This window comes from Mesorhizobium sp. (assembly GCF_041661565.1).
Taxonomy (GTDB): Bacteria; Pseudomonadota; Alphaproteobacteria; order Rhizobiales; family Rhizobiaceae; genus Mesorhizobium.
Genome location: NZ_JBAZUD010000004.1, coordinates 1 through 18,120, shown reverse-complemented (window position 1 = coordinate 18,120; position 18,120 = coordinate 1). Strand labels below are relative to the sequence as shown.

Annotated in this window: 19 protein-coding genes and 1 pseudogene; 11 read left to right on the top strand and 9 right to left on the bottom strand. The window is 60.6% G+C overall.

Annotated features, from left to right (window positions below):
• Window positions 1-41: 41 nt before the first annotated feature.
• The 6 genes and pseudogenes from WC739_RS01470 to WC739_RS01445 form a co-directional block, all read right to left on the bottom strand.
• A complete protein-coding gene (locus WC739_RS01470) occupies window positions 42-893 on the bottom strand; it encodes an ExeA family protein (protein ID WP_372951229.1) in 852 nt (283 codons plus the stop codon).
• 101 nt (window positions 894-994) lie between these two features.
• The gene (locus WC739_RS01465; RefSeq protein WP_372951228.1) at window positions 995-1,858 is read right to left on the bottom strand and encodes a CpsD/CapB family tyrosine-protein kinase; all 864 of its coding nucleotides are present in this window, start codon (window positions 1,856-1,858) and stop codon (window positions 995-997) included.
• Between the two features lies 1 nt (window position 1,859).
• A complete protein-coding gene (locus WC739_RS01460; RefSeq protein ID WP_372951227.1) occupies window positions 1,860-3,341 on the bottom strand; it encodes a GumC family protein in 1,482 nt (493 codons plus the stop codon).
• Window positions 3,342-3,479: 138 nt separating this feature from the next.
• Window positions 3,480-3,881: a hypothetical protein gene (locus tag WC739_RS01455; protein WP_372951226.1), complete on the bottom strand. Its 402-nt coding sequence runs from the start codon at window positions 3,879-3,881 to the stop codon at window positions 3,480-3,482.
• 59 nt (window positions 3,882-3,940) lie between these two features.
• Window positions 3,941-5,401 (bottom strand): GMC oxidoreductase, encoded by a 1,461-nt coding sequence (locus WC739_RS01450; protein WP_372951281.1) that lies wholly within the window; start codon window positions 5,399-5,401, stop codon window positions 3,941-3,943.
• Window positions 5,402-5,434: 33 nt separating this feature from the next.
• Window positions 5,435-5,578, bottom strand: a pseudogene (locus tag WC739_RS01445) (NAD(P)-binding protein); the annotation flags it as partial.
• Between the two features lie 124 nt (window positions 5,579-5,702).
• Between WC739_RS01445 and WC739_RS01440 the strand changes: the two are divergent.
• Window positions 5,703-6,638, top strand: coding sequence for a glycosyltransferase family 2 protein (locus WC739_RS01440; protein ID WP_372951225.1), 936 nt, complete (start codon window positions 5,703-5,705; stop codon window positions 6,636-6,638).
• A 434-nt stretch (window positions 6,639-7,072) separates the two neighbouring features.
• The gene (locus tag WC739_RS01435; RefSeq protein WP_372951224.1) at window positions 7,073-7,756 is read left to right on the top strand and encodes a sugar transferase; all 684 of its coding nucleotides are present in this window, start codon (window positions 7,073-7,075) and stop codon (window positions 7,754-7,756) included.
• A gap of 265 nt (window positions 7,757-8,021) precedes the next feature.
• On the opposite strand, the gene WC739_RS01430 is transcribed toward WC739_RS01435, so the two are convergent.
• Window positions 8,022-8,798, bottom strand: coding sequence for a LuxR C-terminal-related transcriptional regulator (locus tag WC739_RS01430; RefSeq protein WP_372951223.1), 777 nt, complete (start codon window positions 8,796-8,798; stop codon window positions 8,022-8,024).
• Window positions 8,799-9,663: 865 nt separating this feature from the next.
• On the opposite strand from WC739_RS01430, the gene WC739_RS01425 reads away from it, so the two are divergent.
• From WC739_RS01425 to WC739_RS01400, 6 genes are all read left to right on the top strand, one after another.
• Window positions 9,664-10,413 carry a Crp/Fnr family transcriptional regulator gene (locus WC739_RS01425; RefSeq protein ID WP_372951222.1) on the top strand — a complete coding sequence of 250 codons (750 nt, stop codon included), beginning with the start codon at window positions 9,664-9,666 and terminating at the stop codon, window positions 10,411-10,413.
• Between the two features lie 213 nt (window positions 10,414-10,626).
• Window positions 10,627-10,917 carry a DUF982 domain-containing protein gene (locus WC739_RS01420; protein WP_372951221.1) on the top strand — a complete coding sequence of 97 codons (291 nt, stop codon included), beginning with the start codon at window positions 10,627-10,629 and terminating at the stop codon, window positions 10,915-10,917.
• A gap of 285 nt (window positions 10,918-11,202) precedes the next feature.
• Complete coding sequence (locus WC739_RS01415) at window positions 11,203-11,730, top strand: DUF982 domain-containing protein (protein ID WP_372951220.1); 528 nt, start codon at window positions 11,203-11,205, stop codon at window positions 11,728-11,730.
• Between the two features lie 10 nt (window positions 11,731-11,740).
• On the top strand, window positions 11,741-12,811 hold the full coding sequence (locus tag WC739_RS01410; RefSeq protein ID WP_372951219.1) for a YihY/virulence factor BrkB family protein: 1,071 nt from the start codon (window positions 11,741-11,743) through the stop codon (window positions 12,809-12,811).
• Between the two features lie 92 nt (window positions 12,812-12,903).
• Window positions 12,904-13,740 carry a Ku protein gene (locus WC739_RS01405; protein WP_372951218.1) on the top strand — a complete coding sequence of 279 codons (837 nt, stop codon included), beginning with the start codon at window positions 12,904-12,906 and terminating at the stop codon, window positions 13,738-13,740.
• 51 nt (window positions 13,741-13,791) lie between these two features.
• Window positions 13,792-14,028: a multiprotein-bridging factor 1 family protein gene (locus WC739_RS01400; protein ID WP_372951217.1), complete on the top strand. Its 237-nt coding sequence runs from the start codon at window positions 13,792-13,794 to the stop codon at window positions 14,026-14,028.
• A gap of 27 nt (window positions 14,029-14,055) precedes the next feature.
• On the opposite strand, the gene WC739_RS01395 is transcribed toward WC739_RS01400, so the two are convergent.
• Window positions 14,056-14,364 carry a hypothetical protein gene (locus WC739_RS01395; RefSeq protein WP_372951216.1) on the bottom strand — a complete coding sequence of 103 codons (309 nt, stop codon included), beginning with the start codon at window positions 14,362-14,364 and terminating at the stop codon, window positions 14,056-14,058.
• A 244-nt stretch (window positions 14,365-14,608) separates the two neighbouring features.
• On the opposite strand from WC739_RS01395, the gene WC739_RS01390 reads away from it, so the two are divergent.
• Window positions 14,609-14,947: a hypothetical protein gene (locus tag WC739_RS01390; protein WP_372951215.1), complete on the top strand. Its 339-nt coding sequence runs from the start codon at window positions 14,609-14,611 to the stop codon at window positions 14,945-14,947.
• Between the two features lie 321 nt (window positions 14,948-15,268).
• Here the strand turns inward: WC739_RS01390 and WC739_RS01385 are convergent, their stop codons facing one another.
• Window positions 15,269-15,859, bottom strand: coding sequence for a hypothetical protein (locus WC739_RS01385; RefSeq protein WP_372951214.1), 591 nt, complete (start codon window positions 15,857-15,859; stop codon window positions 15,269-15,271).
• Window positions 15,860-15,912: 53 nt separating this feature from the next.
• Between WC739_RS01385 and WC739_RS01380 the strand changes: the two genes are divergently transcribed.
• A complete protein-coding gene (locus tag WC739_RS01380) occupies window positions 15,913-16,191 on the top strand; it encodes a CGNR zinc finger domain-containing protein (RefSeq protein WP_372951213.1) in 279 nt (92 codons plus the stop codon).
• Window positions 16,192-16,482: 291 nt separating this feature from the next.
• Window positions 16,483-18,120, top strand: a 1,638-nt coding sequence (locus WC739_RS01375) for a beta strand repeat-containing protein (protein WP_372951212.1), incomplete at its 3' end; no start/stop codon positions are given.

Here is an 18,120-nt window from a genome sequence, read left to right as displayed (position 1 = left end):
TTCAGAAGGTCGCCGGAACCCGGCGTGCCTTGCCTCAAAGACTATTCGTCGGGTTCCGCCGACGCGGTGGGCGAGGATAGTTTGCGGTCCGCGATGACTTGGCGGATGAGGTCCGCGTCGACGGCGGTGCGATCGTCCGCAAAGGCATAGACCAGTGCATAATCGCAGATCTGGTTGATGAGGCGGGGCAAGCCTCGGCTGGCTGACGACACCAGCTCGCAGGCGGCCGGAGAGAATATCTCCTGCTCCGCACCAACGATCTTCAGACGATGCGCGATGTATTTTCCGACCGCTTCCATGGGCATTCCGGTGAGGTGGAAGCGGGCCGAAATCCGCTGGGCGAACTGCTGCATCGCCGGGCGGTCCACCAGACGGTTGAGTTCGGGCTGCCCGGTCAGGACGATCTGCAGAAGCTCGTCGTTCTCGCTGTTCAGATTGGACAGGCAGCGCAATTCCTCAAGCATGCTGACAGACAGGTTCTGCGCCTCGTCGAAGATGAGGACGGTGTGGCGCCCTCTTGCCTTTTCGGCACGCAGGAGCGCCTCGAACTGCGCAAAGCAGTTCACGTAGGGCATCCTGCCTTCGATGGGCTGGCGCAGGGACAACAGGGCCCAGTGCAGCAGGCTGCCCCGTCCGGCCTGGGCGTTCGATACCAGGCCGATACGAAGGTCCGAGGCGGCGGTATGCAGAAGATGGCGAACGAGGGTCGTTTTTCCGGCGCCAACTTCGCCCGTGATCAGAATGATCGGCGCAAAGGTCGCCAATCCATATTCGAGCATCGCGTAGGCCCTTGCATGGATAGCGGACCAGAACACGAAGTTTGGATCCGGGAGCAGGCTGAAAGGTCGCCCGTGCAGGCCGAAATGCCTGGAATAGATCAGCAGCTTGCTCATTCCGAGCGGTCCACCGTTCTCGTCCACAAAGCCGGCGCCGGCTGCCGCGGGCTTCTCCGGGCCGACTATTTGCTGATCGTGCACAGTGGGTGCTCCCGCATTCAGTAGCCGTACTTCTCGGGCGCGTATCGGCATTTGTTCAAGACGACGCCGAGCACGTTTGTCCTCTGGGACAGCTCGCGTTCGCACAAATCGGCCTCGGCCCGCGTCGTCTGTTCGGCGGCGACGACGAGGATCGCGCAGTCGACATTCGGCAGGAAGGCCGTGACATTGTCGTTGACGAGCATTGGCGGCATGTCGAAGATGACGACATCCGGCATGAGCTTCTGCTTGAGGCTTCTCAAGGCGTTCCCCGCGACCGGACTCTGGAGCAGCTCGGCAGCGTGGCTGACGGGCCGTCCATTGGCGGCGATGGCGATGTTTTCGCCGTAGCGCCGAAAGGCGTCCTCGATGCCGATGCGTTCGTTCAGGAAGTCTTCCAACGCGGCCGGATTGCGGGCACCGAGGAGCCTGCCGATCTGGGGCCGCTGCAGGTCCATGTCGACAAGGACGGTTCGGCAGTCTTTCTGGTTGGCGAGGCTGAACGCCAAATTGAGGCTGACTAGGGTCTTGCCGCACTGTGGCGTCGGTGAGGTGACGACAATCGACGTCCATTTGTTTTGGCGCAGGAGTTGGAGAACCCTCGTGCGCAACATGTCGAAGGCAATATGCGAAGGATCCGTCCGGTTGACGGTCACGACGCGACTTCTGTCCAGCATGTCGGGGTCGGGCGTGCATTTCGGCAATGCCGCCCAACGTGCGCCCCTGGGCGCGGGTGGGGGAAGCGCCGTGGCCTGATCTTCGGCGATGGATTGCGGGCCGAATTCCTCACGAGCCTTGCGGAGCGCCGTCTGAATCCGGCCGATGCCGCTGTCCGGCTTCATTGCGTCGGAAATGCCGGCAAATGGTTCCTTTTCGAAGATCATTTCAGGCCGCCCTCTGACTGACCGGGGCCGCACCCGTGAGATTTCCGCGTGAACGTTGCTCGGCCTCGTTCCAGCCTTGAGTGTGGATGGGGATGTAGGCGATGGTGGCGAGCGGTTCAGTGTTCAACAAGGCAGCAAGCTCGGACGGACGCCGTATCGTCTTGTTCAACAGTTCAAGCAGCAGCACAAAGCCGAAGCTCGCGCCGATGCCCGCCGCGAGACCCGCGCCGGCGATGCGACGGCGATTGGGACTGTAGGGTTTCTCCGGCGCGACCGCCGGCTCGACCACCGAAAGCCGTCCCCCCTTGGAACGCAGTTCGATCTGCTCCCCGGTCGACGCCTGGGCCAGCATGGCGGTGGCGTTATTATATTGGGCCTGGATGTTGGCGCGGTTGCGCTCGAGCGAGTTCAGAATGGTCTCGTTGCTCGGCGTCGCGGCAATGGTCTTTGCCAGATCCTGCAGGGTCCTGGTGATCGACGCTTTCTCCTGGGTTATAAAACGCAGCCTTTCGTCGATATCCGACAGCTGAAAGTCGAGTTCCGTCGGGCCAGCCTTGCCAGTGGAGGAAGCGGCCGCATGGGAGGCGTTCAAGCCCTTGCGCAACGTCTCGATACGGGCGCGCAACATCACGATGTTCGGGCTCGTCTCCTGGAAAACGGTGAGCTGATCCGCAAGTGCCCTGTTCATATCCTGGAGCATCTGCTGCTCCGGGCTCACGGGACCGGCCGTGACGATGTTGCCCGTATTCTTGAACATCTCCACCAGGTTGGAGCGCCGGCTCCGCAAGGCCGCTTCTTCGCGCTCCAGTTGGGACAGCCTCTCCTGCTGGCTGCTTTGCTGGGCGCGCCGGAAGTCGAGGCTGTCGGGGAGGGCTTCCTTGTTGGCGGTCTTGAACTTGAGGATGTCAGCCTCGAGGGCCGTCAGTTCCGTGCCCAGTCGCTTGGTCTCCTGATCGAAAAACTGCATGGTATCGCCGGCCTTGCCCGTGCGCAGGCTGATGTTCTTGCTCAGGATCGAATCGACGAGGTCATTGACGACCCTGGCCGCCAGTTCCGCGTTCCTCGCTTCGAAGGAGACGTTGAAGATGGTGGCCCCTCCGCCATCGCGTGGGGAATTGAGTTCGACCTGCTCGAAGCTGACGCGGGATCGCATGTCGTCGGCGATATCGGCGACGGACAGGTTGTCGCCGGCTCCCTCATAGACGTGCTGGCGGTCCGCCAAGGCGGCCAGGCTGTCCGTCGTCACGATTTCATGTTCGATGATCTCGAACTGCTGGACGGCACTGATCGGCACGGTGGACCGAGCCATCTCGGCGGGAATTTGCGGGGCCTCGACCAGTATCTTGGCGGTGGCCCGGTAAAGAGGCGGCAGGATGAACGCGACAGCAATGCCGCCGGCTGTAAATACAAAGATGATCGCCACAATCCATGGCAGCCTCCTCAGAAGCAGGGAGAGGTAGAAACGAATATCCAGATCGCCCATTGATGCCCCTTTGCTCGATGCATTCGCGCATTTTCGAATACCGGCCCCGGCGGCGATAGACAGTCTATGGAGGTTGTTCCGGCTGCCCCGTCGCCAATGGCGTTCATCCATATGGGGGCGCGGCATCAGCCCTAGGCATTAAGGCTTCCCCTGGATGCGGTCGTTTGCGCCGACAGCCGGCGCGAGACGGGCGGGACTCTCGATGCCATGCTCGGTCGCGAACCGGGCGATGGCGCTATGAAGGGTATCGAGCAGGGTCGCTTCAGCTTGCAGGAACTCGATGCGACGCAGCGACCTTTCCATCGCTTCCGTCAGGCTCTCGACCTGGCTGGAGGCGGCTTCTCCGCCGCCATTTTCGAGCGCTTCCATCGAGAAGGCGGCGCTGTCAGATGCCGCACGGTAGCGGCCCTGCAGCCCAGTGCATTCCCTGCCGATCTGCGCGCTCAGATCCGACAATGTTTCTGAAAGCCGCCGCAGGCGCGCGGTGTCGGTTTCCCGGTCGCGGGCAGCGCCACGAAGCCTGAAGCCGAGAAATGCCATGTTGTAACCTCCGCCGGCCAAGCACGGTCGATTCAAGATCCAACCCTTCCCGGCCGAGATCAGACGGCGACCGCCCTCGGTGACGGAACCGCGCGGGCCGTCCCTGCCCCCGGAGCCTTGCCAAGCATGGAATCGCCCAGCCAGAGCGCCAGTTTCATAAGCGTGAAGGTCGGGTTGGCGCTGCCAGCCGTTGGAAAGACCGACGCGCTGAGCGCGAGGAGATTGGGAACCTCGTGGCAGCGAAGGTCCGGACCAACGACGGAGTCCTCGGCACTCGTGCCCATCCGGGTCGATCCCGACGGATGAGCACAGGCTTCGGCCCGGTCGATGACCCGCGATGCCGCAGCGTTTCCTGCTCCTGTCCACGCCAGAGGGCAGATCCGGTCGAAGCCGGCGCGCGTCCAATAGGCACGGATACGAGCGATGGCCGACTGAAAGGCCCTCTCCTCGGCTTCGGTCGGGCCCCACTCGAACAGCGCCTTGGGCATTCCGAACCTGTCGCGCGTCTCGCTCAACCGGATCCTGTTTTGCCAGTGCGGCAACTGCTCGACGCACACCAGGAGCTTCAGTTCCACCGTCGAGGGAATGTAAAGCTGTGCGCCCACGAGGCGCCACCAGGCCGCCCGTGTCACCAGGCCAAGGTTTCTCGACACCCGCCAGACGTCGCCGGCACTGACCTGGCCGCGCTGCAGGCCTTGGGCAATGCGCTTGACGTCGGCGAGCGGACTTTCGGCGATGTCCATCGCGATATAGCCAAAGGCGCTTGCAACGGCATCCTCGCGTTGCGCCGCTTTCGACAGTTCCAGGTGCAGATCGCGGCGAACGGAGTTCACGAACCTGTAACCGAAGAGCCTGTTCGTGGCGCTTGGTTCGCCGCGGCCTATCGTTGCGATCTCGGCCTTGAGATGGTCCTGAAAGTAACGGCCGAGAACCCTGCAGCGGCGGAATGCCTGTTGGCCGGACATGGAATCCAGCAGCAACAACAGGCGGGTCGTCTCGATTGTGCCGGCGGCGATGACGAAATCATCAGCCCGAACGGTCAGGGTCTTGCCGTTCAGGCTTAGGGCCCGCAAGGCAAGCAGGCGTCCGGCCGACCTGTCCAGCTCGAAATCGCAAACCGTAGCGCCCAGCCAGATCTCCAGGCCCGGCAGGTTCTTCAACTCATCGGCCAGGACGGTCGCGACATTGCATTGCTTGAAGGTCGGACACTTGGCCCACCGGGGAGTCAAGGTGGCGTCGTCCCTCGGGAAGGCGGCGCCGGTGGCACTCTGTCGGCCCGGAAGATGCTCATATGAATCATGCCCCGTGTTGAAGATGGTCTCGATCTCACTCTCATAGGCATCGAGCTTCGCCGTCTGGAATGGCCAGGCTGGCTGCGAAATATATGACCGGGCTCCGGATTCGTGCGCGCTGACCGGAATCATCCTGCCTCCCCAGCGGGTCGAGGACCCACCGAGGCCGCGATAGCGGCCCGTCAGCGCCCTGGAGTACCGGGCCGACGGATCGTCGATTTCGTTCAATCGGTGGATCTCTTCGTCGAAGACCTCATTTCCGCTTTCGATGACGACAACCTTGCGCCCGCCTCGAGCGATCCGGCGAGCAAGGAGAAGCCCACAGATTCCCGCACCAACAACGCATATCGCAGATTCGATCTGATGATCGTCTGTTTCAATATTATTCAGATTTCGCAGCGTCATTTTGAATCCCCTCAATTCATGCGAAGTCATTTGTTACTTGCATTTTCAAATTAACTGTTTACTATATACTTGTTTATGCGATATTGAAACTCGCTCTAATTGGACGATATCCATCAACTAATCGATGAGGGTTAGCATGTCTCCGCATCCTCGCCTGAGCATCATCATTCCCCACCTGAACGAGCCCGACATGCTGGCTCGATGCCTGCGCTCGCTGAACGCCCAGCGATCGTCGGGAATCCCGTTCGAAATCATCGTTGTCGACAATGGCTCGAACGAAATGCCGCATTCCGTGTGTCAGGTGATTCCGGACGTGACGTTGGACAGGGAGGTTGTCCCGGGGCCGGGGCCGGCCAGAAATCGCGGCGCCGCGATCGCGAAGGCCGACCTGCTTGCCTTCATCGACGCGGACTGCGTGGCTGCGCCCGGATGGGTAAGTGCCATTACGAGCTTCCTGGACAGCCATCCTGACGTGGCATTTCTGGGCGGCGACATCGGAATCCTGCCTGCCGATCCGGCAAGGCTCACCGCCATCGAGGCGTATGAATGCATCTTCAGTTATCGCAACAGGCTTTATGTCGAACAGCACGGGTTCGCCGCGACCGGAAACATGGCGGTTCGGGCCGATGTCTTCCGTGCCGTGGGGCCGTTCGGCGGCATCTCGACCATGGAGGACACTGAATGGGGCCAGCGGGCCACCAGCCAGGGTTACCAGGTCGCCTTTGCCGACGAGGCAAAGGTGCTGACCCCTTCCTGCAAGTCGTTCCCGGAACTGAAGCGGCGCTGGGACAGGCACATTTCCCATGAATTCAGAAAGGTTGGTCGTCATCCCGCCGGCATCCTTTCGTGGCTCCTGGGAACTGCCATGGTGGCAGCTTCCCCGCCGATCTCGGCATTTGCGATCTTTCGATCGAGACGTCTCGTGGGCTTCCGGTCCCACTGCCTGGCATGCATCTGCCTGACCCGGGTCCGCCTCTACCGCGCCCAGCGCATGCTCAGCCTGGCCTTCCATGACAATACCGCGGCGGTGGTTGGGTCATGGAATAGGGAAAAGTCCTGACCCGACATCGCCCATCCGAGGTAGGCGAGCGACATCAAGGGCGTAGCTGCCGCCGCCGGGCGCGACATCACCGGTCTTGCGAGCACTCAAGCGCAAGCTGGCGTAGGCCGACATCGACGGCGGCATCGATATTCTTGGCATCGGCAGCGCCATTCGGATAGCGAGACTACGACCCTGGACGTAGGTGTCATCGCCATTCTCCCGAATATTCTGCAATAATATTGATACAGTACGATGTAGTGCGTGGATAATACTGCGTTAAACTAACCTACCACTAGCTGTCTAGATCAAATTGTTTATGTATTAATTATCGAAATTACCGCATAGATTCACTTCTAAAAGAATAGACGGAAAAAACGACCTTAAAAATCTAGATTTATGCTTCTGACTGTCTGTCGGAACAGGTCGCGCTCGTCGAGAATCAGGGGGAATTTATGCTGGATGATTTTCCCAGAACGTATCCGCTTGCCCTCCCCATCGAACTATCGCCGTCCGATCACAAGCCATGGTCCAGGCAGATTTACTTCCAGGCAAAACGCGCCATCGATTGGACAGCTGTCCTGGCTGCGGCCCCGCTGGTCTTGCCAGTGGTTGGGATCCTTGCGGTTCTCGTGCGGCGTGACGGGGGGAAGGCCTTTTACCGGCAGGAACGCGTCGGCAGGAACGGCAAGATCTTCAGCCTGTGGAAATTGCGCTCGATGGTGCCCGATGCGGACAAGCTGCTCGAGCAGCACCTCAGGGAAAACCCGGCCGCGCGGCAGGAATGGAACGCCAATCAGAAACTCCGGAACGACCCGCGCATCACCAAATTGGGCTGGTATCTGCGCAAGTATTCGATCGACGAGCTGCCGCAGCTGTTCAACGTGCTGCGCGGCGACATGAGCCTTGTCGGGCCGCGGCCCATGTGCCCGGACCAGCAGCCCTATTATCCTGGCACGGCCTATTTCAAATTGCGGCCCGGCCTGACAGGTCTCTGGCAGATCAGCGATCGGAATGGCTGCACATTCGCGGAACGGGCCATGCACGACACGCGCTATGCCCGCATGATCTCTTTCGCGACGGACATGCAGATCCTTGTGCGCACGGCCAGCGTGGTCGTCCGTGGAACTGGCCTCTAAGCAAGTCCAGGAAAGCGTGTGCGGTTTTCCCGGGAAAAGCCTCTACGGCTCTCTTGGGAAAAGCGCATCGCGCTTTCCCTTGGGAACTGCGTCAACGAAAGAGTTGGAACAGGTCGCCGTTTTCCGTGAAACGCGAGCTAGTTTAAGGGCGCGCACAAGACGTCAGCGGAAACCCGACGCGATCATTGAAACGGTCTCGCCATAATCCTAAGCTGCACGGCGCCGCGCACGGATGCGGGGCGCCGTGGAGGGCATTGGCCGCGCGCTACCCGTTCAGGGGCGCACCGAAACGCCCCTTGCCGTCGAAGCTCTCGGGAAACATGTCGTTGATCTTGAAGGCCACCTCGGTCCTGTTTGTGGCTTTCAATTTCTTCATGATGTTGCGGATGTGCACCTTGACCGTGCTTTCCCGAAGATGGAGTTCATAGGCGATGATCTTGTTGGCCTTTCCCCGTCTCAGGGCCTGGACGACTTCGGCCTGGCGCAATGTGAACATTCCCGCCATGGGCTGTGACGCCTCGCCGCCGGATTCGAGAAACTTGCGCATCGCCAGCACGCTGCTCGCCGGCACGAAAACGCCGCCGGCAAGCGCGAGGCCGATGGCCTCGACGCAGACGCCGACATTGACCGATGAGGGTATGTAGCCCCGCGCTCCGCATTCGAGCGCGGTCAGTATCTGTGGCAACTCGTCGGAATCGGCAAGCACGATGACCGGCGTACCCTGGAACTCCGCCGTGATCGAGCGCAGTTCCTGCGCCACGGCGGAGTCGGCCAATTTCCCGCCGCCGATGTTAAAGAGAATGGCCGATGTCGATGGATTAGGGCCGCGCTTTGATTTCCAATCCTGTATCGACCCGAAGGCCTGTACTTCGAGCGCGGCGTCCTGAGCGGTGATGCTTCTGACAAAGCATTCCCGACTAAGCGCTCGCGGGTCGATCATCACGACGGTGCGAATGGTCACATCAGACAGCGCGTCGATGCTTGCAGTGTTTGGAGGAAAGATTGGCTCTAGGCTTCGATCGTGTCCGTTTATCACACTCATGGAACCACCCCTTGCAGATCTGGGCGTTTAGCGCCCTTCATGCGCTCGTCCCCATTTCAGGGGGCCCCCCACAACGTTCGGGCCAGCAGAGCGTGGTTGAAATATGCGCACGGGATTCAATCGGTGTAACTAATTTAGGTTAACCATCTATAAGCAGGCAATCATAAACATTAAGCCAATGTATTTACACCTCCACCGGTCTCTCGCGCGTGATGTCGCCTTGAATAGGATCGTGAGATTCGCGCCCAACGCTCACCTTGAACGACCCATTTCAGGTTCCGCCATTTACCTGCAATGAAGGGTCTCGGCTAAGCATATGAGCCTTTCGGATAATACTCATCATTACAATGGCGAGCCGCTTCTGTCCGGGATCTCGAGGGCTCTACCAATGCGACCTCGCACCGCCCTGCGATCGGCTCCGGCCGAGCCACCCCAAGGGACAGTTTGGCCGGCCGTGAAGCCTCGAGGAAGCTTCGTGATCGCTTGGTGTGCCTCGCCAATCAGGGCTAATCCGCCGCCCTCGTGGGGCCTGAGGTTGGCATTCGCCGCTCTCTTGGCGGCGATCGACTGGCAGCGGACCAAATTCTGCAATTTCGTGAGTGGACTTCAAGGCAGCCTGGTGCTGCTGGATTTCTTCCGGCCAAAACCTGGACGAGCGTTTCGCGCACGGTAAAAGCAGAGATTGCTATGACCCGGCCCCCGATCATGCGTGTCTAGCTACAAGCCAGGCGCGTCCACCGGCAGTCAAGGTTCCGAACACAAATATACCTCTTTTGCACTATGAACTATTGACTGATATGAATTTGCCAGACTCAGTTTAAGATAAATAGAGATCGAGGGTCGAAGCAATCACGGAAAGCGTGTATTGAAAGCAGAAAAAAATCCATCCTTCCAAGCAGATGCCCTTTCCCACAAGCTTGGCGCCTTTCTTGATGTAGGGTCTCAAGAAAAGACCATGCTCGAGTTGCTGCAGGGCCCTCAAAGCTTCATCGGTGCAGGCAAGGAAGTCGTCTACGAAGGTCAGAACAATCACGCGGCCTACGTCCTGCGCAAAGGATGGGTCTGTTCGTACAAGCGACTGCGCGATGGCGGGCGGCAGATCGTCGACATCCAGATTCCGGGTGATTTCCTGGGGCTCAGCAGCTTGCTTTTGCGCACCTCGGATCAGGGATTCATATCTCTTACCGAGATCGAACTCGCCAAGATCAATACGAACAGACTGCAGGAGGTTCTCCAGACCACGCCACGACTGGCTGCAGCCCTGTTGTGGGCGGTCTCGCGAGACCAGGCCATCGTCGTGGAGCATCTGGTAAACATCGGCAGGCGCGATACCATGGCCCGCACCGCCCACTTCCTCCTGGAACTTCACGCGCGCTTGAGCCTCGTAGGCCTGGGGACTGTCGATGGGTATCATTGCCCTTTGCCGCAGAGCGTCCTGGCCGACGCGCTCGGTGTTACGGCCATTCACCTCAACCGCGTCCTTCGCCAGCTCCGGGAGGACAATCTCGTGATTTTCAGGGACAGCGCGATAACATTCCTGGACAGGGAACGGCTCGCCAGGTTTGCGGGTTTCGATCTTACCTATCTCGATCACAAGGCATCATTGACCGATTGATCGAACCTACATGGCACCTTCCGGATTTTCTAAGGTCGCGGTCCAATTGAATGTATCGACCCGTGCGGATTGCTAGCCGGTTGGGCAGTATTCGGCATCGCCGGCAGTATAGCCTCCCCTTTAGGATGAAGTGTGACACCGGAGTGCCAAGTCGGGCGTCTTCAACCTGCGGTCTACATTTCGGTACCGCTTACCGTTCTCCGGGGGTTTGTCATGAACGTCAGCCGATTCACACAACCGGTGTCGATCTTCGTTGGACTTGGCTTTGCACGAGAGGTCGAAACCGTCGGGCAAGCTTTCGAGATGTTGAACGAATGGACCGGTTCCAGGGGACCGGCCTATGCCACCGCGCTCGGTGTGTGTCGCAAAGTCCTTGAGGATGGGGGCGACATAGAAACCGCCCGCCTTGCCTTCGAGACGTTCGCGACTTCCCGCGGCATCCTGGCGCCCGACGCGCTTGTTCTTGCCGCGCGACAGGCAGCCGATGAGTGGCTGACCGGTTAGAGAGGGACACGTTTCATCAATCCGTCCTTGGCGACCCAACGCGGCCTTGCCAGCGATCAAGCCGCCACGCGGTGAAGTTTGCCCACCGTCCACCATCGCCATGGGCTTTTGCCGATGGCGGCGGGTATGCTCTTCGTGTGATCTCGGAAAAGGATGCACTGGATCTCGGAGGCATTCTTGTCGTCGCCACGTTGCCCGATGCTCGGCGCCGCTGGAACGGGTTTCCCGCCCCTGCGTTGTCGGGTCATGCCAGGACTATCGTTCCGAGGCAGGCGGAGGCGGGCAATGACAGATGTGGCGTTCGAGACCCCGGCCAGAGTGCGGCTGCGTGAAGGCGGCAAGATCCAACAGGTCGCTTCGGCGCAGGACGCATCGATCCTGCTCCACAGCGCGGACTGGCCAGTTGATCGAATACAGCTACACAATGCTGCCAGCGAAGCCGCGGACGAAGCGCTGGGCGGCCGTGGGGCGGCGAAGGATGCTTTCAATGCGTTCGTAATCGCGGCCACGGAGGTGGACATTCTCGTGGAGGCTTCATCCGGAGAGAACCGCAAGACCAGCCGGGTCTTTTTCGAGAGCAGCGTCCGCACTAAGCCTCATGGCGGCAGTTCGGTGCGGGACGTCGACACGGTCGACGGCGCCTGCGAAATCCTGATCGACTGGCCACACGCCAAACGCGGCCCCTATTATCAATCCGCCCGTGAAGTGGTCCAGGCGGCGCTAGGCGGCACCGCCACTCCGCATCAAGCCAGGGAGGCTTTTGTCGCCCTGGCGGACCATACGGGCGTCATGATCGATCGCGGCGCTGAATAGGTCTCGCCAGATGGCTTCGATTGCGGAACGGGGCCAACAGCCGACCGGAGAACATCCGTCCCTGATCGACGGCGAGGCGGCCCAGCGCAAGGCGTCCACCACGGAAGACAGCGGGGCCATACTCAGGTCGGAGCAGGGAGAGCGAGGCCGCGATGCGGCCTGGCCCTCACAAATACCCGCGCTCGGCTGGAAGGACATCTTCTGGCGGCTATGGGAGGAGTTCAACAAGGACCGGGTTCTGCTGGTGGCGGCCGGGGCTACATTCTACCTGCTGCTTGCCCTGTTTCCTGCTCTGGCGGCGTTCATCTCGATTTATGGTTTTGTCGCGGATCCCATCACTGTTGCGGACCATGTCGCTTCTCTCAGCGGATTGCTCCCATCGGGCGGGTTGGATCTCATTCGCGACCAGTTGCTGGCGCTGGCCAGACAGAAATCCGGCGCTCTCGGGACCGGCTTCTTCATCGGGCTTGGCATCGCGCTGTGGAGCGCCAACAGCGGAATGAAGGCGCTTTTCGATGCTATGAACATCGCCTACGAGGAGAGTGAAAAGCGCAGCTTCATCACTCTCAACCTGATGTCGATCCTGTTCACCGTCGGCGCCTTGCTGATCGGGATGGTCCTGTTGCTGACGGTGGGCGTCGTGCCTGCGCTGCTGCGCTATTTCTATCTCGACGCGTGGACGGAAACGCTGGTCGCCGTGTCTCGATGGCCCATCCTCGTGGGCGCGATGCTGACGGGCATTTCGCTGCTCTACCGGTTCGGGCCGAGCCGGGAGCGGGCCAAGTGGCGGTGGCTGAGCTGGGGAACGCTCATCGCGACGGGCGCGTGGATCACAGCTTCGTGGCTGTTCTCGTTCTACCTGCAGCACTTCGCCAACTACAACGTCACCTATGGATCGCTTGGCGCCGTAGTCGGTTTGATGATGTGGACATGGATTTCCGTCATCATCCTGATCGCCGGGGCCGCAATCAATGCCGAAATGGAACATCAAACCGCCGTCGACTCGACCACCGGTCCGGCGAAGCCCATGGGCAAACGCGGCGCTGTCGTGGCCGACACGCTTGGCAAGACGGCGGACTGACTATCCCGCAGAAAAACTGACTGGCGCCGCTGCTTGTGATCAAGCAGAGGAACAATTCAAACGCAGTGTCGTTTGCCCTGACCGGAAACAGGATGAACATGATGGTCGCGCCGCGTGCTGCCTGGAAGGGCTTCTTGAAGGTTGGTTCCGTGACCTGCGGCGTGAAGGTGATAGGCGCCACCAGCGAAGCCTCCAAGATCCATTTCAAGATCTTGAATCGCAAGGACGGTCTTCCCGTCAAAAGTGTCTATGCCGACGAAGAGACGGGAGAGCCGGTCGACGCGGAAGACCAGGTAAAGGGTTTCGAAGTCGAGAAGGACGAATTCCTGCAGATCGATCCCGATGACATCAAGGCGCTGAAGCTCACCTCGGATCATACGCTGGAAGTCGGTGAGTTCGTCGACATCGACCAGATCGACACCCGCTATCTGGAAAAGCCCTACTATCTGATCCCGGCCGATGGCGCCGCGAGCGAGGCTTACGGAGTGATCCGTGACGCGATGAAGAACAAGGGCGTCGCCGCGAGGTCGTGCATCGTGCTTTATCAGCGTGGCCGGGAAGTCCTGATCCAGCCCTATGGCAAGGGCATGGTGATGACGGAGCTGCGAACCCACAATGAAATGGTCCCCGAGAATAGCGTGTTCGACGGCTTGAAGAAGCAGGACTATGACCCCGAACTGCTGGAAATCGCGGGTATGCTGATCGACAAGAAGGTGACGACTTTCGATCCCTCCAAGTTCGAGGATACCTATGAAGACGCGCTGATTGCGATGATCGATGCAAAGCGCAAAGGCAAGAAACCGCCAAAGCAGGCGCCGAAGCCAAAGGAGAACGTCATCGACCTGGCCGAGGTGCTGAAGAAGAGCCTCAAGCAGGAAGGTCTGGGGACTCCCAAGAAGGCTGAGCCGTCAAAGCGCAAGACGGCTTAAGTCCGCATCCCGCACCGATGGAGAATTCTTGAATCGCCTCACTCCGCAGCAATGCCGCGCGGCAAGGGCCTGCTGGATTGGTCACAGGCCAGGCTGGCGGCCAGAGCAGGCTTGAGCGAGGGGGCGGTACGCTATTTCGAGAAGGGAAAGCGTATTCCGGTGGACGATAAGCTTGTCGCGATGCGATCGGCTCTTGACCTGGCTGGTATCGGCTTTCTCGGCGATGGCGAGACCGACCATAGCGGGCTGGATAGCGAAGCCGGAATTATTCAGAACAACGACATGTAGGCCGTCGCGACATCAACCTTTCGCGGCTTACTGCTGGTCATTGTAGGGTTCTTTGGTTTTTCCAACCATCTTCGCCAATTCCGTGAATGGCGGGATGTCCGTTTCCCCCTGCGCATTGTTTGCAATCCGGAGAAGCCGGATCGGGAAGCAGATGGCGTCACGATTGGCCGGCGACATGTCTTCGAAGGTCCGCTCGTCGCCCGTTACGGAGGCTTCCACCCTTCGCAGAGCCGTATCGATGTCGTCGATCGAAAGCAGCCCTCGATGGACAAGCAAATTGTTGATGGATGCAACCGCCATCATGAGGCCCTCGAGCTGAAGATTGGCGACGTTCATGGCCGGCCGCCTTTCTTTTCGCCGCCAGGCTTCGACTGGCCTGCCGGGTTCTGCCCATCCGCCTGATGCGTCTTGTCGTCCACCTCATCCGTCGGGCGCGTCAGTCCGATCCCACCCTTTGGCTTTTTGTTGCCAGCCGCGTCCTGGGAAAAGGCGTCGGACGGGTCGGTCCCAGTCCTGGCCGGGTACTTTGTTGCGCCGGTTTCACGATGGTTTTCGTCGCCAGGCATTTTGTGTTTCTCCAATGATGACCGATAACATGTCCAACAGCCGCGAGTTCCGCATCACATGGAACATTCCTGATGGCGCTTCGTTGGCCACCAGACCAAAGGAGACCACTACAATGGCTACGATCAAAAACCCCGATGACGGAATCGCAAGAGAGCCGGAGGCGGCCGGCGCCAAAATCGAGCGCAAGGAATCTGGCTCGATCGATGACGCCCCGGGGCCGGCCAGCCCCAAGACGGCGGGCGCCGCGCCAGAAGACAAACGTCCTCTCTCGGACCCTTTCACGGCGAGGCAAAGCGATGCGCGGCCGATGGCCGGCAAGACGCCTCGCCCGACCGACGAATCCGGAGAATGATCATGCCTCCCAAACCAGAGCCCACCGAAGACCCACCGGCGGATGCGCCAACCTGGACACCGGATGTGCGCGAGCCCGACCCCGATCTTCTGCCAGACGAACTGCCTAACCCCAATCCCGACGAGAACCGTGATCCAGTAAAACACGGTGCGCTATCATAGCAGGAGCCGTGAAGCAGACAGCGGGGTCCTTATCACGCGCGTTAGAGAGGCGCGAGGTAGACGCCCCGTCCTTGCCGCTGCCCATTTTCGCGTGGCCAGATGGACAACAATCCGCCGCACCGACCGGTGCGGCGGATTGCATCGGACATCACGATGTCGATTAGCGACGGGAAATGAGCAGGCACAGCTGCCGCAGATCGCTGTCGTAGCTGCCCGAGTTGCTGAGCACGTCGACGCAGCGCTTCTTCATCCGCGCGACCTGGCTGTCCGACATCTCGGCAACGACACCGGGCACGCTCGGCTGGGCCGGATTGCTCGGATTGCTGGGATTCGCGGGATTGCTTGGATTGGTTCCAACACCAACGCCAACCCCGACGCCGGCGGTGCCGCCGACAGTGGCTCCAACCCCGGCGTTCACGCCATTGGTGCCGCCGACATTCGCGCCCACGCCAGCGTTGACGCCGTTGGCGCCTCCGACCGAGGCTCCGACACCGGCGCTGGCGCCATTAGTACCACCGACATTGGCACCCGCGCCCGCATTGACGCCACCACCCCCGCCAATCGAAGCGCCGGCTCCCGCATTAACGCCACCGCCGCCGCCAACCGAGGCGCCCGCGCCAGCGCTCACACCGCCGCCACCGCCAACCGAGGCGCCAGCGCCCACTCCGGCCGCGCCGACCGGAGCCGCCAAGGCTGTTACGAACACACCGCAGGCCAAGGCCTTGGCAAAGTTCTTGAAGAAGGAATTCATGATACTCTCCTGTAGGTTGCCTTAACAGTCGTCCGTGACTGTGGAGGTCCAACGTGCGATTCTCGCCGAGGCACCATCGCCGGCAATTTTCATTGGGAAGTTGGCTTTCGCCCCCTCAACAAAACAGAGTCAATTTGAGCGAATTCGCCTCGGCGCAAGGGCGTCACCGCCAACGGTTGCGCACCTGTTCGGGCACTGCCTGCAACCGCCTGTTCTTTGACACCACCCGCAATGGCAAGCGGCTATATTGCGACAGCAGGACCTGCGGCAATCGCATCCATGCCGCGCGCTACCGCGTCCGGAGTGCAGAGCGGCTACAATTGGAAAGCTGAACTCCGCCCGAACTTCAGCGACAATCGCCGATGCAAAGCACTCCCGCCTCAAGTCACAGCCGGTCTGCCGCGGCAAGTGATCACAATCATTTCGCGGCCGGCAAGGTGGCGATCACTGAAAAGGTGACCCGGCACGACTAAAGCCTTTGCGTATAGACAGGCACACGTCACCCGATTCATTATTGCTGCGAAGATGATTCGTTTCCGCCGCGTCTGTCAGACAGAATGATTGGAGTTTCGTCTATGGCGAGACCTAGATCAGTTCCTGTTTGGTCCCGAGACCGGTTGGCGATGGCGGCATTCCTGGGTTGCCTGGAATTTGCTCCCCTGCACGCATGGGCGCAGGACGCCGGTCCCCATCCGTTTCGGATGATCGCCTCGGATGTCGATGACCATTCGTCATCAGGCACTTCACCATTTGTGATCACCTCCGAGGACGTTGCGCCCAATCTCGCCGTTGCAGGCCGGGTGACGACCTATGAAGGAACCGACTCCGCCGGCGAAGCCGCGATCACCAACAATCAGGACGAGTCGGTAGAATTTCTCGACCAGAGCACCGCCGCGCAAGCCACGATCATCAACAATTCGGGCGGCAGCGCGCTTTTTTCCGACCAGTCCACGGCCGGAAGTGCGTTCATGACCAACAATGCCGGGAGTTCCATCCGGTTCACGGGACAAGCGACCGCCGACGGCTCCAACATCACCAACAACGAGAACGGCACGATTTCCTTCGACGACCACGCCGTCGGCGGCAACGCCGCGATCGCCAACAACGGCACCATCCTGTTTCAGGACGACGCCAACGCAGAGCAGGCAAACATCGTCAGCAATGGCGGCGCCTCGATTGCGTTTTCGGGCAACGCCTCGGCCGGTACGGCGCAGATCGCCAATAACGGCTCGCTCGATTTCACGGGACAATCGAGCGCCGGCCAGAGCCTGATCACCAACAATGAGAGCGGGGCGACCACATTCGCCGGCAACAGCACCGCCGCCATCGCCGCCATCACCAACAATGGCGCGCTCACCTTCACGGATGAAGCCACGGGCGGTTCATCAAGCATCATCAACAATCAATCCGGCCTGGTTCTCTTCTCCGGCAACGCCGATGCCGGCTCGGCCTTCATCGCCAACAGCGGCGAACTCGATTTCGCCGGTACCGCCTCCGCCGGAGCGGCGGAAATCGCCAACAACGCCAGCGGTGTCCTGACGCTCTCCGGTTCCGCCACGCTCGGAGACGCATCGCTCAACAATGCAGGGCTGGCCGAGTTTTCCGACAACGCATCGGCCGGTGCCGGCACGATCGTCACCGGGCCAACCGGACGAACGATCTTTCGCGACAAGAGTTCGGGCGGCACGGCGGCGCTTGAGACAAACCTCGGAGGGGTTGTCGATTTCTCCGGCGTGACCGATGGACAGATCGAAATCGGCTCGATCCAGGGTCCAGGAACCTACTATCTCGGCGGCGTTGCCGTCGCCGTCGGAGGAAACAACCGTTCGACGACCGTCGACGGCGCGCTTGTCGACGGCGGATCATCCGGCGGTTCGGGCGGTTCGCTGATCAAGACCGGCACCGGTACGCTGACGCTTTCGGGCGCGAACACATATACCGGGGCAACCGATATTCGTGGCGGCGCGCTGCAGGCGGGGGCCGCGGGATCCTTTTCGGCGCGATCCGCCTTCACCATCGCGGACGGCGCCCTGCTCGACATGGCCGGCTTCAACCAGACGATCGGCTCGCTGGCGGGAACCGGCTCCGTCGATCTGGCCACCGCGACGCTGACGACCGGGGGAAATGGGGGCGATACCGTCTTCGCCGGCAAGATCGGTGGCACCGGAGGCCTTGTCAAAACCGGTTCGGGCTCAATGGAACTAGCCGGCGTCAACAGCTATTCCGGCCTGACGGAAATCATGCAGGTATCGCTGATCGTT

Coding starts and splice junctions, on each gene's coding strand:
- WC739_RS01470 (WP_372951229.1), bottom strand. CDS start 893: ATGAGCAAGCTGCTGATCTATTCCAGGCATTTCGGCCTGCACGGGCGA.
- WC739_RS01465 (WP_372951228.1), bottom strand. CDS start 1,858: ATGATCTTCGAAAAGGAACCATTTGCCGGCATTTCCGACGCAATGAAG.
- WC739_RS01460 (WP_372951227.1), bottom strand. CDS start 3,341: ATGGGCGATCTGGATATTCGTTTCTACCTCTCCCTGCTTCTGAGGAGG.
- WC739_RS01455 (WP_372951226.1), bottom strand. CDS start 3,881: ATGGCATTTCTCGGCTTCAGGCTTCGTGGCGCTGCCCGCGACCGGGAA.
- WC739_RS01440 (WP_372951225.1), top strand. CDS start 5,703: ATGAGGGTTAGCATGTCTCCGCATCCTCGCCTGAGCATCATCATTCCC.
- WC739_RS01435 (WP_372951224.1), top strand. CDS start 7,073: ATGCTGGATGATTTTCCCAGAACGTATCCGCTTGCCCTCCCCATCGAA.
- WC739_RS01430 (WP_372951223.1), bottom strand. CDS start 8,798: ATGAGTGTGATAAACGGACACGATCGAAGCCTAGAGCCAATCTTTCCT.
- WC739_RS01420 (WP_372951221.1), top strand. CDS start 10,627: ATGAACGTCAGCCGATTCACACAACCGGTGTCGATCTTCGTTGGACTT.
- WC739_RS01415 (WP_372951220.1), top strand. CDS start 11,203: ATGACAGATGTGGCGTTCGAGACCCCGGCCAGAGTGCGGCTGCGTGAA.
- WC739_RS01410 (WP_372951219.1), top strand. CDS start 11,741: ATGGCTTCGATTGCGGAACGGGGCCAACAGCCGACCGGAGAACATCCG.
- WC739_RS01405 (WP_372951218.1), top strand. CDS start 12,904: ATGAACATGATGGTCGCGCCGCGTGCTGCCTGGAAGGGCTTCTTGAAG.
- WC739_RS01400 (WP_372951217.1), top strand. CDS start 13,792: ATGCCGCGCGGCAAGGGCCTGCTGGATTGGTCACAGGCCAGGCTGGCG.
- WC739_RS01395 (WP_372951216.1), bottom strand. CDS start 14,364: ATGAACGTCGCCAATCTTCAGCTCGAGGGCCTCATGATGGCGGTTGCA.
- WC739_RS01390 (WP_372951215.1), top strand. CDS start 14,609: ATGATGACCGATAACATGTCCAACAGCCGCGAGTTCCGCATCACATGG.
- WC739_RS01385 (WP_372951214.1), bottom strand. CDS start 15,859: ATGAATTCCTTCTTCAAGAACTTTGCCAAGGCCTTGGCCTGCGGTGTG.